We start from the raw sequence: 19,942 nt of genomic DNA on the forward strand, positions 1-19,942 counted from the left end.
GGTCAAGCGGTGTACGTTCTGTGCCATCTTCGTCAAGAGTTGGCGGTAACTGTTCATACACAAAGCCGATAGGCATGGTAGCGTCAAGATACAGCTGATACGGTGGCGGTGAGTCATCTGTGATATTGTAGTAGGTTCCGTTCAGTTTTTCGGCTTCTGGTAAGGCGTCGTATTCAGCCTGTGTAAGGTTGACTGACTGCAGCGGGTTCATGCGGTCTACTACTGCCTGAAGACTGCTTTTACGGTAGGTATTCTGACTTACGTCCTGAACCAGGATGACGTCATCAGGGTCAATGTCATCAAGATGCGGAAGCTGATTGATAGTTTTAATGTTAGCCGGTGTCAACGGCTGCCCGGTGGTATTTTCCGGTGTGGTTGGATCACTCATATCGTAAGTTTATGCTACGAATTGTAGGTATGTTAGATACCCTACTAGGCAGATTTAATCATGTGGGATTACAATTCAAGGCATGAAAAGACTTACAACCTTACTTTTAGCCTGTTGCGTTCTGTGTTCTTTGTATGCTACAGAAAAAAAGAATAACGCTATCTTTGCAGTTCAGTACGGCAAAACTTCTTCAAGCGGTCCATGTTTAGTTAACACCGGATATGGCATTGTTGATATTGATTACATGGTTGAACAAAGCGGCTTTGGAGTTTATCTTGGTGAAGACTTCTATCTTTCAGACACCACGTGGTTATATTTAAGGACAAATTACACTTTTGTGAACAAGTTCAGACAGCAGGTAAATAATGTGTATATTGACTGTAAAGATACTTTGTTTCTCCCCAATATGTCTTTTAGGTTTGGGGTGGCTGCATATCTTCCAGTAAACAGTAAAAATAGCTTATGCATTGCGCCTTCCGTGTCGCTTGAATTGTACAGTGATGAAGATAGTTATGACGATTATGACTCTATTGATGGCCTTGGACTAAATCTTGATGTGTATACTTTAATTGACAAACTTGTATTAGGTTGCGATTTTACATATATGCCTAATGCTGATATTTCTAACTCTGTCATATCCGGCTCTTACAGAAACCCTATTGCGGGAAAGTCTTTCAGTTACCATATATATGCCGGTTATATGTTTAAAGTACGATAAACAAAAAGCCATAGGACATAAACCTATGGCTTTTTGTTTAGCTTAGATACGTTTCTCGTTTTGTAAACACAACGTCTATAATAGGATTGTACTCTGAAGCGTTTAGTCGTACTGTAGCAGTCTGTATCCTTCCCTTAGGCTCACCGCTATACATAATTCCATACACGCCTATAGAGTCACCTACATGAACTTCGTAATTTTCTATAGTCCTTGTTCTTGTTTCACCTGATGTTTCAGGTATATACATAAGTGGTGATGACATATCTTTGTTTTTTAATATCATCAACTCAGAGTCAAAACTTGTATTTTTGTTATATACGATTTCAAGATTGACATTACCTGAGAAACCAAATGTTATATACTCAATCTGATTACGTCTTGCAGCGTCAGTATATTCATTTAAACCTTCGCAGCTTGTTATAGTTTCTTCTCCAGGTTCTACAATTACGTCAAACATAGTCGCTTTTACCTTTCCACGCACTTCAACGTCATTAAATTCTCCACGGCCATTACTTCCCAGATAAAAACCACTTTTCCCAGGTTCGTAATTACCGGCAATAAAGCCATCTTCTGATACTTCAATCTGATTGGTAAACAGTTTATTGATTAACGCTCTGTTTACGGCAAGGTTGTTTACCAGTAATACAGCCATCGCGTTTGGATCCATACCCAGTAATGACTGTGACGCTTTTAGTGCGTCTGTTACTGTGGCCATTTCGTGAGAAGGGTTGTTGTCAATTTCCCAGTGAATGCCATTCCATTTATACGTCAGCCCATTCTTCCATATTGTTCCGTCAATACTTTGGCCGACAAAAAGTATGTAGTCACCGTTCTTTGCCTTTGGTAAATCAAGGTAGTTGTAATAGTATCCCAGATACCTACCGGTGTCTTCCTGAAGGTTTTCGCGCAGTTCTTCATGTTCGATGTTTGAATAATCAAATACTACTTCCTGCGTTTCTCCATCAAACTCACCCATAACGATAGTATCGTACTGGCCGTCAGGGATACCGATGATGATTGCATCATCACCTTCACCGATGCCGTATACAATACCGTCATCTGCGTCAGTAATTTCAACAAAAGCATTGAATGTAACTTCGCCACTGCTTTCTATTTCTGCCGTTGGTGAAATAAGAATGTTATCGCCATCAGCCCGGAAGGACAGTCCGGTTACTTCGGGGAACTTACCCAGGTCGATAGGTCTTCTTTCAAGTCCGTCAAACCCCATTACAACAGTACGGAAATAGTTTTCAGCTGCCCGCGATTGGTTCACGCTTCCGTTGTAAAAAGTCTGGTACTTGTTAGACAAGTGCAGTGTGGTTCCGCTTTCCTTTGTTATGAAGTCAATTGTTTCGTTGTCGTAAATGATATTACCTAACTGGTCGTACATGACTACGCGCAAACTGGTGGTATCAATAGGAATAGGATAGGACCCTGATAATTCTGCCTTACTGCTCTGATATACCGGTGTGTCTTCACCGTTGCGGAACACTTTGAAGCGTGTTTCATAGGCACGTGTTTCTTCGCCATGCTTCAGCAGTCCGTGGAATGATATATACCCTGGTTCATACTCTGTGTATTCCGGTGTTTCTGCCGTGTAACTGGTTACCATGACTACCGGTGCTGACAACTCCATGACTGGGATGGCGTTCTGATCCGTAAGCCCTGAGTACGATTCTGCGTATCCTTTGGTTATTACGTCCTGAAGTTGCTGACGGCATTCATAGTACACCTGAAAGTACGCGTTGAAATTACTTCTACTGGGAATATCAGTACTGGCAGTCATATCGTCAAATACGTGCAGATAGTTGGTAAGATACCTTGTAAGTGATGTATACGCGTCAATGTAGTTTACATATTCACCGGTGATGGTTACTCCGGCTGCTTCTGCGGACCGGATAAAAAGCGGATACTCCGTTTCAATTACCAGTACTTCCTTTTTCAGTGTCTGCTTTTCTTCTGACGTGATTGTCTTATCGTCTGAAATATCCGTATAACGTTCCTGGTTCTGGGATACTACAGTTACCTTCTGCTCCAGTTCGTCTATCTTCCGGTCGTAAGTAACGGCTCCGGCTCCGTTGAAACCGTTACTTTTAAGAATACGGATGCTGTCTACTACCAGTTCCTTGCCGGCCATGTTTTCTTGCTGAGTCATGTTTTATCTCCTTCCCCAAAGTGCTTCAGGATTAAAATCTAAACCTTCTTCGTTATCACCGATACCAAAAGTTCTTAGCAGTTCTTTTGTTCCGCTTACTGGCAGTCCCAGTGTGTAGGCTACGCCTTCTCCAAAGTCTTCAGCAGCTTTAGCGTAGTTGTCTTTTGCTACGTCAGATACTGTTTTAGTAAGTACGTCTACAACCGGGAATAAAGTACTGTTACTGTAGTATCCTTCACCGGTAAGTACCTTCTGCACAACGTTGGTCAGCTGCTGTCCTACTACCGGCACTGAGTCAGTGAACTGGGTAGTGGCATAGAACACGGCACGCTTCAGCTTTTCTTCCGGTTCATCATCGCTTCCGTCCCCGGTAAGCAGTCCGCTTACTACTGCGTTAACAAGGATTCCGGCAGCGGTGTATCCGATGACTGCTCCGGCAGCCTGACGGTACTGGTGATTACGGATCTGATACGGCAGGTCAAAACGGATGTTCTGATAGATTACGTTCAGTGAAGTCTGGAACTGAAGCAGTATCTTTGCAATTTCAGCACTGTTCTTGAATACCGGTGATAGGTCTGCCTTGCGTCCTGACGGCTGAGTAAGCCGTACTACGTCATCTGCATAGGCAATGGCTTCTGTTTCAATGGCTTCACTGTCTTTGTATCCATCTGCCAGTGGATCCATGTTCTTCTGTGCCTTTTCGATTTCAGCAGTCTTCTGCTTGTATGCTGCATACCATCCCGGTGCTACCGATACCCAGTCTGCCCATTCAAGTCCCTGCATACCTATCTTATTAAAACTGGCAAGACTTGCTTTTACCTTGTTGTCTGCGTTCATCTGAGCTTCTTTAATCAGGTCGATGATAGGGTCAATAGTACGGTTGGCCATAAATACGGACCGGCTTTTTACAAAGTCATTCATGCCGTTATAGTCTTTAATAAACTCACCGATGGCTGTCAGATATTCTGCCGGTGATACATAAGCCATAAACGGCCATGGGCTTGTGCATAACTGCTTGATGATACCGGAAGTCTTCCATGCAAGGTATGCCGGTGCAGTCTGTCCACGCATAACGTGTACCAGGGTATCAAGTGCAGTTTTCGGCTGTCCCTTATTAGGGTTGGCCAGTTCGTTGATATACTCCTTAATATAGTTGTTTGCGTCCTGGCCGTACCGTGATGCAATGGCTTCACGTGTAGCGGATGCTGCCTGAGAAGTATAGATTGCGTTCAGGTCGCGTACCAGTTCACCATAGGCAATGAAGTGTTCTGTCTTTTCCATACTGTCTGCCCAGGTCTTGAACAGTCCTAACTGGACCGGCTTCTGGTTAGTTGGTGAAATTTCTACACGGTTCTTTGTCATGCCACGTCCCACGTAATTTGACGGTGTACCGGTAGTATTGGCAAGTATGTCTTTTGCTACCTGCTGTTCGTTGGTATCGCCAGTCTGTTCAAGGCGGTACAGTGGTACGTAGGCAGATACACGGTTAACCGGTGAGTTGAACACGTCAATAGATACGCGGTTAAGTCGTTCGTACTGCTTTTCGTAGTCGTTCTCAATTACCTGAACAAGTCCCGCAAGGTCTTTGTCAGTATTGATGATTCTTTCAGCGTCCAGAAGTACACGGTTGAAGCGGTTTTCTGCATTGGCCATAAACCACTTAATTGCTTCCTTGTCTGCGTACTTCTGTTCATGCTGCTTTACTGACTCCTTTTCTTCGGCAGTCGTAAAGTTACCGTACATAACGGCAGCCTGTGACATTTCGTCCATGTTGGCAATGTAAATGTACAGTAGTTCATCGGTGGTATAAGTCACGTCCTGACCGTCCATGAGTCCAGGATATGTGTGCTTCTCTACCAGTTTTTCCATGGTGATACCATGTTCTTTCATGTAGTCCTGTACGTGACGGCTTCTTTCGTTGATAGCCTTCTGCTCATCATCCCATGCCATGTATTCGCTGAAGCATAACGTGTCAGTAAATACGCCTTCGGTCCAGTTATCCATTACGCGTGCAAAACGTCTTACGTTTCCGGTTCCGCGGTCTGCTGCCATGAACTTCTCACGCATGGATCGCTTTTCAGCAGCTGAAGCAGCAGTACCTTTACCCTGTGTTCTGAGTCCCAGGATTTTAGCAATTTTCTCCTGCTTCTTCTTGATTTCTTCCGGTGTATCATCGTCTTCAATTCTGATACCGGTATCTTTAACTGCGTCCTGGATACGTCTTCTGAGTTCTTCGTATCTGTCCCGGCGTAACTGCTGACGGCCTGCGTAAATCTTCTTTCCGTCTTCGTAGATGGCGTCAATGTACCGTGCCAGTTCTTCTGCCTGAGCAAGTGTCCATTTATTCATTGGCGTATAGCGGATACGTGCAATAACATCCTTTGGCAGTGACTCATACACGGTCTTCATGTTTTCTTCAGTGACGGTACCGTTCTTTGCAATGAAACTGTGGATTGCTGACTGACGCTGCTTCTTCAGTGCGTCAAGGTTCAGTCTGATTACATGGTCGTTGGCTCCCAGTGCTTCGATAAGGTCGTTTTTCATCTTAGGCGTCCACTGACTGAAGGGCAGTCCTTCATCGTCTGACATTGCGTCCCTAAGATTACGCAGTACGCGCTGCCCCCTTGCTCCGGCTTTTCTACTGGTAAGCGTCTTGTCTACTTCATCACGGAAGTCGCTATCCATCGTGTACTGGTTATAGATTTCACTGGCAGTCACTTCTGCTTCACCTAACCACAAGTTAACGCCATTGCGTACCCAGTGGTCGATAAAGTTCTGAATAGCAATGATTTTCTTAGCTTCATCGTAGTTTACGTTGGTGAAGGATACTTTACGTACCATGCGCTTAACGGTATTGGTACGCAGTTTCTTCATTTCGCGCAGTGCGTCTGCTTCTGCTTTCTTTTTCTGCTGAAGTACTTTCTGCTTCGCTCTTTCATCAGCCTTTGTAATGATTGCTGCAGCGTCACGTTCACCGGCAAACATTTTCTTCAGGCTTGCGATACGGTCCATAACGGTGTTGTAACTTCCGTTTTCGGAAGCGTCTACTACATTACTGGTAGCCATAGCACCGGCTGAAAGTCCGGATGATACACGGCCGTTGCCTTTAAGGTTCCGGCCCTGCATTTCAGCAGCCATTTCCTGAAGCCGTTCGTATTCTTCAAGTAATGCTTTCTTCTGTGCATTGTTGATACGTGCAAGGTCTTCGCGATACTCTGACTTCAGTCTTTCAATTTCTTTCTTCAGTTTCTTGTTGTCAGTGTCTACTACCTTAATATAGCGGTCAAGTGTAGCGTCCATCGGAAGACTTCCTGACTCAATCTGCTGACGGATCTGCTCATCTTCAACGGCTTTCACTGCTTCGCGTCTTTGTGCCGGTGTCATTGCGTCCAGTTCAAGTGCCATTTCTTCCGGCATTACTGAAGTGTCTACGGTGTACTCCATACCTTCTGGTACTGCAAGGTTGGCGTCACCAAATACTTCAGCGTAGATTGCACGGTATTCACGCGGTGAACTTTCAATCATGGTAAGCAGTTTCTTTTTCTGCGTATCATCCAGGTCGTTGGTATAGTGTACCGGGTCCGCCATGACATTTCCGGTAAATCTCTGCATATCCCTGATACGGTCAAACTCTGCAGCTTCTGTTTCATCTGACGGCTGATCAAGCTGCATACCCATATAACGCCTAGCGCGTTCAAGGAAGTCTTCAAGGTATCCAGGCTTCTTGATAAGCTCTACAAATTGCTTGTCTTTGTCTGCCTGTAACTCAGGGTCTTCTGCCGGTTCTGCGTTATAGATTTTCTGTGCTGACTCCCATGCTGACTTAAACCAGTTCTGTTCTGATACGTCATCCCATGCTCCTGACAATACGCCATCGGTATCCATTGCCTTAGCATACTCATACCATTCTTCCCATGACGTAAAGTCTGCGGCTTCTTTCAGTGTATCTGCGTCAAGTTCGTCCTGAAGATACTGGAAAAGAATAGGTGTACTTTTAATGCTTTTTTCTTTTTTCTTGTTATCAAGGTAAGACTTTTCCTGTAACAACTTAACAAAGTCAACGAACTGTGCGGTAGTAAACTTGTCTTTATACCACTTATCTTCAAACTGGTATCTATTGTTAGTTGCCAGTACTCTTGTCCATTCAGTGAACTTTGCTACAAAGCGCGCAAATACTTCCTTGCTGCTCATGTCATATTCACTTGTTGCTTGAGCAACGTCTTCAATGCTATCAAGCAGAGTAAAGAAGTGGTTAAAGAATGACTTCAGGTCAGTATCTTCTATATCTTTTGTTGCTAAAAATCTGTTTTCGGTCAGATAGTCATCACGGCCAAGTAATTCTTTTCCCCATTTATTGTCGATATAGTGTCCTGTTTCGTGGGCTACAGTATTCTGTCCGTCATGTCTGATATAGATGGTTTTTTCTGACGCTTTATAATATCCGGCAGCGTTGTTGTGCCCCGGTGTTTTATCATTGAATACGTATGTAAGTTCTGAATAGTCGATATGAGTATCAAGCGCAAGCATTGTGCTTACAATGTAATTACGCTGCCATTCAGAGCTTTCACCTTCAATACCTTTAACCATATTACGCAATTCATCTTCAGTAATTGTCCATGATTTCAGAAGATGTGAGTTTTCAAGGCCGGTCCACTGATTAGCGCGCGAAACACCGTTATTAAACCGCATAGATGCTTCGCGTACTTTGTTTGGATATAAAGTCCACTGCTTAATTTTTGAGTTTACTTCAGACTGTGTAAGCCCTACTGTTTCTGCAAAATCAATATTATGTGCCTTTGTTACAAAGTCAGCCCTTGCTTTGTTTACTTCGTCTTTGTTTGTTTTTGTTACTCTTTGTGAAGCCTTTTTTAGCAGTTCTACACTATCTTCGTCAATTTCTTTTGGTGCATAAAACTTTTCGTCATTAGTATCAAACTCTTTTGACAGGTCGATAGTGCTTTTAAAAGCTTCTTCTTTTTTCTTTCCGGTAAGAGTTCCGTTTTTGTACGCTTCTACAATATCGTAGATTGTCATTTCTCCGTCATACAATTCCTGGAACTGTTTGTATAATGGATTGATATATTTATCCATTATCACATACTCGTTTTCAATGTACATTGCTACATCATCAACGCCTTCTCCGGCAAGCCATTCATCTCCATTTTTATACTGGCCGTCATACCACTGTTTGATATTGGATACAGCAAAAGTTCTCTGGATCATTTCTTTTGCTCTATCCATTGTCATTGTCTGGTTTACTCTATCCTGAAAAGTATCTTCATTATCCTGGAACAGAATAGAGTCGTTTTCAGCGTCAAAGTTACCGTTGTTATCGGTGGCTGATTTAATCTGTGACGAACTGAATGAAACGTATTCATCATTTATGAAATTGCGTTTCATTTCTTCTTTTGGGTCTATGTTATGTTGATAGTCACCATAATCGTTGTATACATTCCTGATTATGATTCCGTCATATCCTTCTTCACGTGCCTTATATGCTTCTTCATCAGTAAACGTATCAATTACGCTATCGCCATTTTCATTAAAACCCTGGAAGTCAGCACCGTTAAAGTCAATGACTTTAGGATTTTTAAGACTCATAAATGAAGCATAGATACCACGCTTATCCGTTCCGTTTATTGCAATTTCTTCAGTGCCGGCATAACTTACGGCCTGTGCTTTATTTGGTGTAAAGAATGAAAGATTACCGTCTTCAAAGTTGAAAGTATCAAAACCGCTATGCTCTGTTCCATGGTATACAACCATCGGCTCACCGTTTTCGTCTACAACTTTTGAAGCGTTTTGTGGGTCTGATTCCCAGTCACCAAACCAGTTCTTGAATGATTCAGTGCGTACCTGAAGCCACTGATTTTCTGACAGTTTTGTGTCTGCTCCGTTAGGTGCTTTCATCCACTGGTCGGTACCTTCGTACTGCGCTCTAACTGTATCAGATTCGCTTGAATTGTATTTTGACTCAATAGCCTTAGCAGTTCTGATATTGTCTTCAAAGCCATCGTAAGCAGATATAATATCTACAAGTGAGTTGCCTACAGCCGATGACGCAAGTAACTCTTTAAGTCTTTTGTACTGCTGAGCTTTGTTTGGCTTCTTGTTTTTACTCCACGATCCGCCATTCATAACTTCACTAATAAATGATGGTATTCTTCCTGAAGCCTTGAATGCTTCGTAAGTATCTCCGATATTTCTTGCCCATTCCGGAAGGTCACTAATATCTACGTTATCAGACTTTGGTTTTTCTTTCAGTTCGTCCCAAAGGTTCTGAAGTGCAACGTCATAAGTAGTAGCATTTCCGCCAGTACCAGGTCTGTTGGTGTTTTTCTTTCCGCTTCTTAAATCATAGTCTTCATAGCCGTTAAGGCCATCATAACTTGGTGGAAGGTCGTGGTCTGAAATACGGATTTTTAATTCATCGACATTGTATTTACTTTCTTTTCCAGTTTTTTCTGAGTAGTTAGTAATAGTAATGTACTGACTATTGCTAAGGGTAGAAGCATCTCTGCGTGTTTCATATCCCCATGAGTTAAGTCTTTCTTCAAGATAGTCTGCAATGGCGATTGCTTTTGTAATGCCGTGTTTAATTCTTAACATACCATTACTATCGGTATCCTGCGTCTGAAACAGATAGTTATTGTTTACAACGTCACTGAGCTTGTATGCTCTGCGCTGTGCTGCAGTCAGGTTCATTCTTCTCTGGGCAGCGTGTGCATTGCGTTCGTAAGGGTCAGTAAGGAAATACTGGACGATACCGCCATCGTCTACCAGGTCTGCGTAGTACTCTTTGTTGTTAAGTTCTACGGCTTCCATGGCGTAGTTAAGGTCACTAAAGAAGTCACCGTTGTATCCTGCTGTATTTACTTTAAGGTCAATGATGTGCTGCAGTTCGTGTACCAGTGCACCCTGAAGGTCTTCAAGGTTCTGTACGTAGGCAAGGTTTACGCCAATGCCACCTTCAAACTGTACGGCACGGATTCTGCGCGGATCATACACGTAGCCTACACGGATGTTCTTCAGTTCCGGCTTTGCGGTGTAGAGTTCACCGGCTTTGTAGATTTTTCCTACAGTGTTCTTGTCTGCGTTCAGCAGTTCAAGCTGCTTATCCATTGCGTACTGAAGCAGTTCAAGATTCTGGGCAGTTACTCCAGGGTTTGCCATTGCACGGCTCATAAATGAAGCAGCGTTGATGGCTTTCTGCATACCGTCACGGTCAATAATTTCGTTCTGACTGTCATCAAGTTCGTACTGGAATACACCGTCAGGACCTTCACTGTACCCAGTAAGCTTACGGATGGTTTCTTTATCTGCACCGTTATCGCGCATTTCTTCTGCACGGTCGTACAGTGTCTTTACACGGTCCGTCAGGTTCATTGCACCTTTAACGTCAATGAACTGGTACAGTTCGTTAAGTACGTCATCACCGGCTTTGTTGATTGCTTCTTCTACACGCTCTGATACGTCTGCATTTGTGTCATCGATTACGCTTTCATTTTCGTTCAGTTGTAAAGAATTATTTGACAACTGGTTCTGTGATGCGCGTTCATTCTGTTCTACGGCTCTCTGCGCCTGTGCAAGTGCAGTAGATGGGTCCGCAAAAAGCCCTTCGATAAAGTCTGACAGTTCAGGATTGAAGTCAATCTTACCCTTTAATGAATTGTATACACGTACCAGTGCCTGTGCCAGTTTACGGAAAAGTGGTTCTGCTTCGCCTACTGCCTTACCTTCAAAAGCATAGCCCTGAAGTGCATAGGCAAAGTCTTCTTCGTTCTGTCTGGTCCAGTTATGGTCGGTTACATTAAACAGTTTTTCAGCCTGCGCCATTTCATCGGCAGTAAGCAGTCTGCGGAAAATATGTGCGTTTTCGTGCACAAAAGTAGTAGCGTCACCTTTCTTTGCAGCGTAGATAATGCCCTTTGTGCTTTTACCCAGTTCTTCAATATCTACATAGCCACCTATATTGTCGGGATTCATACCCTGACTAAGTGCAGTTTCGTATGCTTCACGGCTTGCTTTATCAAGGAACAGTTTTCCGTTGAAAATATCCATGTCATATTCTGCAAGGGATTTTCCGTGCTTATTGGCAAAAGATTCTACCAGGGCGATGCCGGTACTGCGCTGCTCTGAAGTCATGGATGGAATTGCTTCACGGATCTGCCGGTCCCATGACATTCTTGTTTTCTGATTTGCTACTTCGTTTTTGTCAGCAAAGTAGTTCAGTCCGTTCTGACTGCCCCGTACATTGTTGTTTACCAGTGACTCACGTACTGACGCTGCAGTATTTCCGCGTGTTTCCCATTCGATATTACGGCCGGCAAACTTTTCAGCGAAGTCGGTGAAAACTTCCTGACGCAGATTTTCGCGTGTTGGTGACATGGTGAAGTCGCTGATAGTGATATTACCGTCAGCGTCTTCGTTGTACATGATGCGTCCGTATTCCTGGTTGCCTTTACCTTTTACGATAAGCTGATTTTCAGTGCTTCCATCTTCGTTAGTGTCGTAAACACGGTCCACGTAGTTAAGGCTTCCGTCTTCGTTCCGGTATTCATCTTCGCGTACCACGCGTCCTGATTCATCGGTAACGGTTTCTTCTACATTGTCTGAAGTATCAATTACTTCTGCTATGTCTTCTGCCAGTGCACGTTCTGCTTCTGCGCGTTTGTTTCTCTGTGGTTCGTAAGCATTCCAGATTTGTTCCTGCGCTTCTGACTTTGCTTCTTTGGTCATTCCTTCGTAAATAGGGCTGTCGGCAGTTTCTTTTTTGAATGCTTCCTTACTATCGATTGTTTCTGCCTTGTTTCCTACATTTGCAAAGTCTTCTACTGTTGCCTTTCCGTCAAAATACATATTAGGTACACCCAGTACAAGTGCACCCAGTACTCCGCCTTTGAAGTTTTCGATTGCTTCATTTGCAACGTCAAGAGATTTCAGTTTGGTCCACGCTGCACCGGTAGCGTCTTTAAGTGAATTGCTTTCTGCATATTTATCAATGGCTGTTGCCAGTGATTTTGCAAGGTCGCTAATAAAGCCCTGGGCAACTTCTTCCTTACCTTCACCAATTGCGTTCCAGATATATCCACCAACCGCAGACCCCGCAGTACCGGCAATTTTACCCATTGCTCCTGACGTGTATACGTTCTGAAAGAATGTTTTAGTTATGTTGTTGTATGCCGATTTTAGTCCTGTGTTTGCTGCCTTTCCGGCTCCAAAAGTAGCAGCGTAAGCAGGCTGCAAACCGTCAAGCGATTCAACCATACCCTGGAATAACGCAGATACACTTGCGATATTCTTGCTAAGTTGTGGGTCGTGGCCATCAGCAGTAAGGTTAAGGTATTCTTCGCCTACCATTGCGTCATAACTTGTAAGTGTGCCCGCTACAATGCCACCGATAGGACCTAAAAGAAGGGATCCGGCTGCCTGAGCCATGATACCTTTGGTAGTGAATGGTGCTGACATTGCTGCGGTTTTTAAGGCTTCGATAGGAAGGCTTCGTGCCTGTTCATCTGAGTACGCAGATATTTTAGCGTCAAGTTCTGCAAGTTCGTTCCTGAGTTCATTTACAGTACCGTATCCGTTGTTTTCTGCTTCCATCAGCTTTTTGCCAATATCATTGCGCTTTAACTGCAGCATACCGATATTGAAGTTATCTGATACTGCAATGAAGTTCGATTTAGGTGTTTTGGTGTCGGACCCACCAATATACTGAGTGTTAAGGGCTGAAAGATTGCTATATGCTTCTTCAAGCGGAATATCAAGCCATTTGCTATACTGAATTGCAGAAGCAACGTTATAACGCATATCTTCTGCTTCTTCAGGTGTAGAAGCGGTTGCCAGATAACTCTGAATTACTTCCCTTTCATTCGTGTTGAGTGGTACAAAATATGTGTCCAGTTCTTCTTGCTGTGCTTCATTTACAGCGTTGTATAACTGTTTTGCACGTGCAAGTTTTTCGGTTGGTGTTTCAATTCTTTTGAGTTCGTCTGACATTTATATCCCCTTATTTTCCCATCATGTCTGCTAAGAATACTTCAGGAAGGTTTTTTAACGTACTTTCGTATCTTCCAGGATAGTTATCCCTTAACCATTCCATGTACTGCTGTTTCTTTTGCTGAGTAGTTTCATTCCACCAGTCCTTAAAGTTGGCTTCGTTCTTAGGTGCCAAAAAGTTAAGCTTATTCTTTTTAAAGAATGCGTCATAGAAGTATGGTACTTCTCCACGTTTATCAAGCGCGTTTACAACTTCAGAAGTCTTTGCATTTTTAATCTGCTGCTCTGTAGGTCCTGTATCATTTTTGCCATTAAGCGTCTGTTCAATCTGGAACTGCATAGCATTACCGCCTACAACGTCTTCTTTCTTAATTCCTTCGTTGCCTACTGTAGTAACAGTTTCCCAGTCTTTGCTTCCTTTACTTCTCTTAACGATAGAGTATGTTTCTCCATCTTCTGACATTACCTTGTATTCATCACCGGTATTACGGTCAGTAAATACTGGGTTTGCAGAAACGTCTGTTGCTGAGTACTCATCACGTGCAACCAGGTCAACGTTATCCCCAACGGCTTTGGTGATTGCTGCAGAGAAAACAAGTGTATTGTTTTCACGCTCTGCTTCTACTCCGTAGGCGTATCCTGCATTGCGCTTTCCGCTCCATAATGCGTCTGAGTCGTTGATAGTATAGGCAGCTTCATCCTTTTCAAGTGCATTTGCTACACGCGCAATACTTCTTGTTTCGCTCTCTCCCCATTTGCGTTCTATTTTGTATGCGTTCTTGTTATCTACGCGCGCTACATAAATAGTACCTACAAGATTTTTCATTCTGTCATGTGCGTTTTTTACTGCGTCAGGACTGTTCCAGTCAGTTTCTTTAACAATATCCCAGTACAATGTGCGAACTTTTGTCATTTCGTCTTCATAGTTGATACCGGCATTTGAAAGTGCGTCTACAACTTCTTTTTCACTGTACTTACCATTTTTGTCAGGTTTTATGCCGGCAAGATTACTGAAGTATTCGTCAAATAGTTTGTTGGTATTTTCCATTTCTACGCCAACTTCTTTAGGTACATATCCTGCCTTTACTGCTTCTTTAGTAAAACTGTTGACTATTTCTGCGCCTTCGTTAATGAAGTCAGTATATGAATATTCATTCATGTCATATCCGGCTGACTTCATCTGATCAACGTAGTCTGAATAACTTATGATCGTAAATGCTTTCTGCGCAGCGTAAATGTTGTCATAATCGCCAGTACCCATAACAAGTTGATTAAGGAAAAGCTGCATATTGTCTTTAAGTATATTGCTTGCAGTTTCTACTTTTACTGCACTGTTTCCCCTTGGTGTTGTTTCGTTTGATGACGCTTTATTTTCTACTGAACTAAGCGTATCTGCCCAGTATTTCAGCCGTTTATCCGGCAATGTATCTGCGTTCATCTGTGACAGATATGATTTTGCATTTGCAAGGTTTTTGCTGAAGTCGCCATCACTTCCCATGGCTATCTGTACGTACAGTTCTTCCATACGGTTGTCGTTGTATTCCTGGGTTTCTCTGCGTTTTGTTTCCCATTTTACTTTAAGGTTTTTCAGCGTACTTTCCGTAATTTTTTTACGGTCCACAAGTCCATTGGCGTCAACGGTACCGCTTGTTGGGTCAATGCGGTTTACCTTGTTACCGTATTCGTCAGTATCTTCATACACGCTGAATGAGTTGGTATCTACGATACGGAAGTCATATTCAGCATCCAGTACGCCTTTAGCAGCCTTTTCAACTTGTTCCCATGACGCGCCATTGCGGATAAGTTCACTTCCTGTGGTTTCTGCTTTTGTGGTGAGCGCACTGGCAATGAAGGTTACGGCATTCTGTGTATACGCTTGTGGATCCATTGCACCGTTGGCAAGACATCCGTTAAGACTGTCTACACCCATTGAAGCAGCGTACTGCATATCTACATTGGAAGTAGCAAGCTGCTCCAGTGTTTTGGAAGCATTCTGTACGATGGCATTCTTCTGCGCCTGAAGCTGCATGGCGTTAACTTTCCATTTGGTGTCCTGGTAGTTCTGGTCAAGAAAATTACCTACAATGCGTGACGCATAAGGGCTTGATACCATGCCTTCAGCAGTGTTTCTGTACTGTGCATAGAAGTCTTCGATGGTTTCGTCAAAGTTATTCCAGTCACCGCGCTGTGATAAGTCTGCCATGGTGGCGTTTAACTTATCATTGAAGTCTAACTGGATATTTCTGATTTCTTCTTCTGCAATTTGCGTGTTCAGATAGTTCTTCTGCTGAAGGATTGCATTACCTAACTGTGTTGCTGACTGAAAAGCCTGTAAAATATCTCCCGCCATCTACTTCCCCTTATAGCACGCCAAAGTGTGGTTTATAGCCCATGTTGCTGTATGTACTGTTGATTGTATTTAACTTGTTCGGTGTTATCGTTGTCTTCTGTCCAAAAAGATCACCCCAGTTAAACTGGAAATTGTTCAGGCCGGACCCAAAGTTATATCCCATTGACGCACCGGTAAACATACTGTTAAGAAGGTCCCATGTGTCAGCCTTGTTTATGTCATACAACTTTTCGTTAAGGTCAATCTGACGCTGATATGAAGTCTGGTCTATGGCGTTGTTGTTTGCAAGGTTGGTCAGGTTATTCTGTAACTGCCGGTAGTTTGCACCGCCTTCAAGGTATGAGCGTCTGAGTTCATTAGCCTGATAGCGTCCCGCGGTGATGTTATCTGCTGACTGCTGAAGCCCCATTGCAGCACGGTTGAGCTGAATATCTGACAGTCTGTCTGCCATATTACGGCTGAAGTCTAACTGCTTATCCATATAGGCTTTCTGCCGTCCGATAGCACCCATGACACTGCTTCCGCGTGTACCTGATAACGCCTGGCTTGAAAGCGCATTACCCATCTGTGAGTCAGCACCGATAATGCTATCCTGAAGCCCCAGGATGTTCTGACGCTGACTAAGGCCCAGTTCTTCAAGTGCTGCGTTATAATCAGAAGACAAGTAGCCTTCGTTTTTCGTCAGCTGCTTATCTGCAAGGGCTGCGTTATCGTAGGCTACGTCTTTTGATATATCAAACTCGTTTTTTAGTGAGCGTACTTTTTCTTCGTATTTTTCCTGAGCGTCACGCTTCTGTGCTTCAAGTTCTTCCTGCTTTGCCCTTTGAGTGTCCGCAGCTTTCGCTGTTTTTCTGGCATAATTAAAAGCACCGATTGTAGCTCCGATTGCTAACCACCACACTGTCTACTCCTTACGCAAGGTTGGCGTTAACTGCCAGTACCGTAATTTTGTTTGGCTTCTTTGACTTGATAGTAAAGAACACGTCTGAATCACTTGTGCCCGGATAGATAACTTTACGCAGTCCGCTATATGGTTCCGCAATTCCGGTGATATGCTCCGTTACGCCATTAGGGTTTACGATTTCCGGCAGATACGATTTGCTGAAGCGGATGACAATATCTGTGATACGCTTCTGCCCGGTAACGTTGTTATTGATTACCGGCATACTGGTCATAAGGCTTTCATACTCATAACCTATATATACATTGTCCACGTACAGGTCTGCTTTGTTAGGTACTTCTGACAATTTTACTGCCGTAGTTCCGTCCCATACGATTGCGTCATCTGTATACTGTGGCCACGTTTCGGCAGTGAACTTGCTCCAACTATCAAGGTATACCGGATTTGTTTCATCAAGGTTCAGTTCTTCCATGTATACTGCGTCATCATATTTGACTGCAGCGTACATGGTATCACTGGCGTTATTACCACGTACTACGGCCACTGACAGCACCTTTCCTTTACCGTGTTCGTACCGGCTCCACCCCATAATGCCGGTAGATTTTTCGTACAGAAGTACTGCAATGGTTCCGTTTTTCTTGGTGATAAGAAGCCGTGAGTACGGATTGTTCATGTAGTCAAAGTCTACGGCTTCAGATTCTTCAAGTATTTCAGGGTTTGCAATGGTGATGTTATTTGCAGTGAATGCTTTTGAGTCTTCATTCCAGTAGTATTCACGTACTGCTCTTTTACCCTGGCTGAAAAAGATTACTGCTTCACCTACGTACAGTGACTGAATGTCATCACTGGAATGTCGCCCATGAAGCGACACGGATATACTGAGCGCGTCACTACCTGACGGTACAACGTACTCACTGCTTTCAGTTCCGATGATAAGGTGCTGTGAAGGGCAGGTCCATTTAACCGTGTCATTCTGGTCTGAAGCAAGTTCAAAGTAGAATGAGTTGTCAGCGGTTGTCATATCAGTCTTCTGAATGTCGTACTCATAGTCATCACTGGTAGCACTTCCGGCTTCCTTCCATAACTGAATTGTGATGGCTTCTGTATCTATCTTGCGTGTTGCCGGCTGACTGATAGTGATTGTGTCTTCAGTGATTGATACCACCTTGGTGCCTACTGGGATACCGTCAGCAGATACGTAGTAGTCGGTTGCTTCTTTCTTGATTACGTTTCTAAGGTCCTGGGTAACGCCAGTAATGGTAAATGAGCCTTGCTCAACGCTTCCGCTGAACAGGTGCAAGTCAGGGTCTTTAATTACGCGTGATACCGTCACGTAGTGGTTGAATGCTTCAAAAGTCGTGTATCGGTCACCTTTCTCGTCCGGTGCACTGCTTGCCCATATCTTCTGTGGCTTACTGATTGTACTGCCTAGCCATAACCGGCCCTGATAGTACGCAACTACTCCAGGGTAATTGGTTGGCGTCTGGAATGTTGTAATATCTTTTGGTGGTAGGTCCGGGTCTTCTTCCGGCTTGTACTGGCCATAGTCATCGATTACTTCAATGTTTGGTTCAAAGTCAAAAGTAAGTTTCTGAAGCGTGAATGCGGACCCGCTTGCAAGTGATAATTCAAACGGTGGGTAGTTCCGGTGTACAAAAATAATACGGTCAAAGTCCTGAACATACTGTACTTCCCTGATTTCTGACAGTGTAAGCGGAAGCCAGTTCACTGTAGTTTCACCGGCAGTCTGTCCGTTATAGAAGTAGTGGTCAGCTGCTTCAGTCGGCTCAACCTTTACTCCGTTAAGCCATAAGTCAATGTATCCGGGACCCATCTCGATTACATATGACGTACTTTTGTTGATGATAAACGGTATCACCCTTGCTTCACCAGTAAGCAGTCCGCAGCGTTTGAAGCCGTTGCGTCTTTCAATGCCACCAGTAGGGATGATGTTAAAGTTTTTCAGCCGGCTTGCTCCCTGATAATATGACTGAAGGTCAGCACGACCGTATAATTTTTCAGACAGTTCACCGCTTGCAAAGTTAGTTATCAGCATCACATACTCCCTACAATTTCGTCAGTCCAGTAGTTCTGGCCTGCCGGTTTGCTCTTTCCGGCTGCCTTGCTTGCCTTTGCTGCAGTCTGTTCAATAACACTGGCTTCGCTGAAAAGAAGGCTATATAACTGCATATCTCCGGTAATTTTCAGTACCATCTTGGAAGCAATACGCGTTTCAACGTACTCCCAAAAGTTCGGATCATACTCCAAAGTCCGGTACCCTGGTATGTCTTCTTCAGGTTCTTCCGGGTCCGTATTTTCTTCAGATGGTTCTTCCGTCTGTTCGTTATTTTCTTCTTCACTTGGCTCTCCTTCTGGGACGGTGGTGTCTTCAATTTCGTCCGGACCGTTGTTATTACTGGGTTCGTTGGTGGCCGGTGGTTCTGCCGGAACTTCCACGGTACCGTCAATTTTTCCGTTGGTGATATACAGAAGGATAGGGTTTTCATCGTTTGTGTACAGATATTTGTCTTCTACAATGAATGGTTCACCGCTATTCAATTTCAGTGCACGTGCGCAGTCAACCGGAAGCGTGTACATATTTGCGTATACGCTAAGATTATCTGCGCCTTCAGTAAGTTCAAGCCGTGCGCGTGTTTTGGCACTGGTCCACGGTGTGCGTGTAAGGGTTTCTAGCATGGTACTGAGATAAAACTCTTTTACGGTTTTCCATGCTTCTGAGTTGTTTTCTATGTCTGCTTCAGTAAGTACCGTCTGTCCGGCTTTAAGCAGTGCGCGGTTTACAAGTTCTCTGTTAATAATCATTTTTAACCCCATAAGAAAAAGCCGGGTACCACACATGGCAGTACCCGGCTCTGGTTCATACTTCTACCATATACCATGCTTTAAGTGACTCATCGCTTAACACGATAATGTCACCCGCTTCATGGTAGGTATTGTCTACGTAGCAGGCCTTGCTGATTTTGTACCGCTTCGGCTTCCTTTCCTTAGTTGGTACAAGTTCAAGGTTGTCTGATACTGAAGCTTTCTGTTTCGGCACGGTTATACTCCGGTGTAGATTTCTGCTTCAGCGGTTCCGGTTTCACCGCTTGAACCTACGTATACGCATTTAAGGTAACGTTTGGTAACGCCAGTGATTACAACTTTTGCGCTGCCGGTTCCGGTAACGGTGGCGGTGGTTGCTACAACGGTGCCTTCTGCAGTAGCGGTGTCTGCCTGATACAGTTTTGCTGATACGGCAGCTTTGGACCCAGATACTGACAGAAGGAAGGTAGTTCCATTTACGTCCTGAGTATCAATGTCGATTACGTTTACACCGGCAGTGGTGGCAGTAGTAGGTACTACTTTACCAAAAGACAGCCAGTGGTCAGGGCGTGATACGGTATCAAAGTTTTTAGCCATTCTCTTTACTC

9 protein-coding genes are annotated in these 19,942 nt (G+C 43.8%); 1 reads left to right on the forward strand and 8 read right to left on the reverse strand.

Going from position 1 to position 19,942, the window contains the following annotated elements:
* On the reverse strand, positions 1 to 346 hold a 346-nt coding region (locus tag MJZ25_12990), incomplete at its 3' end, for a hypothetical protein (GenBank protein ID MCQ2125089.1).
* A 124-nt stretch (positions 347 to 470) separates the two neighbouring features.
* Between MJZ25_12990 and MJZ25_12995 the strand changes: the two genes are divergently transcribed.
* Positions 471 to 1,106, forward strand: coding sequence for a hypothetical protein (locus tag MJZ25_12995; GenBank protein MCQ2125090.1), 636 nt, complete (start codon positions 471 to 473; stop codon positions 1,104 to 1,106).
* A gap of 37 nt (positions 1,107 to 1,143) precedes the next feature.
* On the opposite strand, the gene MJZ25_13000 is transcribed toward MJZ25_12995, so the two are convergent.
* From MJZ25_13000 to MJZ25_13030, 7 genes are all read right to left on the reverse strand, one after another.
* A complete protein-coding gene (locus MJZ25_13000) occupies positions 1,144 to 3,261 on the reverse strand; it encodes a hypothetical protein (protein MCQ2125091.1) in 2,118 nt (705 codons plus the stop codon).
* Between the two features lie 3 nt (positions 3,262 to 3,264).
* Positions 3,265 to 13,260, reverse strand: coding sequence for a hypothetical protein (locus tag MJZ25_13005; protein ID MCQ2125092.1), 9,996 nt, complete (start codon positions 13,258 to 13,260; stop codon positions 3,265 to 3,267).
* Between the two features lie 10 nt (positions 13,261 to 13,270).
* Entirely contained in the window at positions 13,271 to 15,610 is a 2,340-nt protein-coding gene (locus MJZ25_13010; GenBank protein MCQ2125093.1) for a hypothetical protein, read from the reverse strand.
* Between the two features lie 10 nt (positions 15,611 to 15,620).
* On the reverse strand, positions 15,621 to 16,511 hold the full coding sequence (locus tag MJZ25_13015; GenBank protein ID MCQ2125094.1) for a hypothetical protein: 891 nt from the start codon (positions 16,509 to 16,511) through the stop codon (positions 15,621 to 15,623).
* 10 nt (positions 16,512 to 16,521) lie between these two features.
* Positions 16,522 to 18,567 (reverse strand): hypothetical protein, encoded by a 2,046-nt coding sequence (locus MJZ25_13020; GenBank protein ID MCQ2125095.1) that lies wholly within the window; start codon positions 18,565 to 18,567, stop codon positions 16,522 to 16,524.
* Positions 18,567 to 19,208 carry a hypothetical protein gene (locus MJZ25_13025; GenBank protein ID MCQ2125096.1) on the reverse strand — a complete coding sequence of 214 codons (642 nt, stop codon included), beginning with the start codon at positions 19,206 to 19,208 and terminating at the stop codon, positions 18,567 to 18,569. The genes MJZ25_13020 and MJZ25_13025 overlap by 1 nt, the downstream gene beginning before the upstream one ends.
* Positions 19,209 to 19,571: 363 nt before the next feature.
* Entirely contained in the window at positions 19,572 to 19,931 is a 360-nt protein-coding gene (locus MJZ25_13030; GenBank protein MCQ2125097.1) for a hypothetical protein, read from the reverse strand.
* Between the last annotated feature and the right edge of the window lie 11 nt (positions 19,932 to 19,942).

The sequence above is a fragment of the Fibrobacter sp. genome (assembly GCA_024399065.1).
In the GTDB taxonomy this organism is placed as follows: Bacteria; Fibrobacterota; Fibrobacteria; order Fibrobacterales; family Fibrobacteraceae; genus Fibrobacter.

Coding starts and splice junctions, on each gene's coding strand:
- MJZ25_12995 (MCQ2125090.1), top strand. CDS start 471: ATGAAAAGACTTACAACCTTACTTTTAGCCTGTTGCGTTCTGTGTTCT.
- MJZ25_13000 (MCQ2125091.1), bottom strand. CDS start 3,261: ATGACTCAGCAAGAAAACATGGCCGGCAAGGAACTGGTAGTAGACAGC.
- MJZ25_13005 (MCQ2125092.1), bottom strand. CDS start 13,260: ATGTCAGACGAACTCAAAAGAATTGAAACACCAACCGAAAAACTTGCA.
- MJZ25_13010 (MCQ2125093.1), bottom strand. CDS start 15,610: ATGGCGGGAGATATTTTACAGGCTTTTCAGTCAGCAACACAGTTAGGT.
- MJZ25_13020 (MCQ2125095.1), bottom strand. CDS start 18,567: ATGCTGATAACTAACTTTGCAAGCGGTGAACTGTCTGAAAAATTATAC.
- MJZ25_13025 (MCQ2125096.1), bottom strand. CDS start 19,208: ATGCTAGAAACCCTTACACGCACACCGTGGACCAGTGCCAAAACACGC.
- MJZ25_13030 (MCQ2125097.1), bottom strand. CDS start 19,931: ATGGCTAAAAACTTTGATACCGTATCACGCCCTGACCACTGGCTGTCT.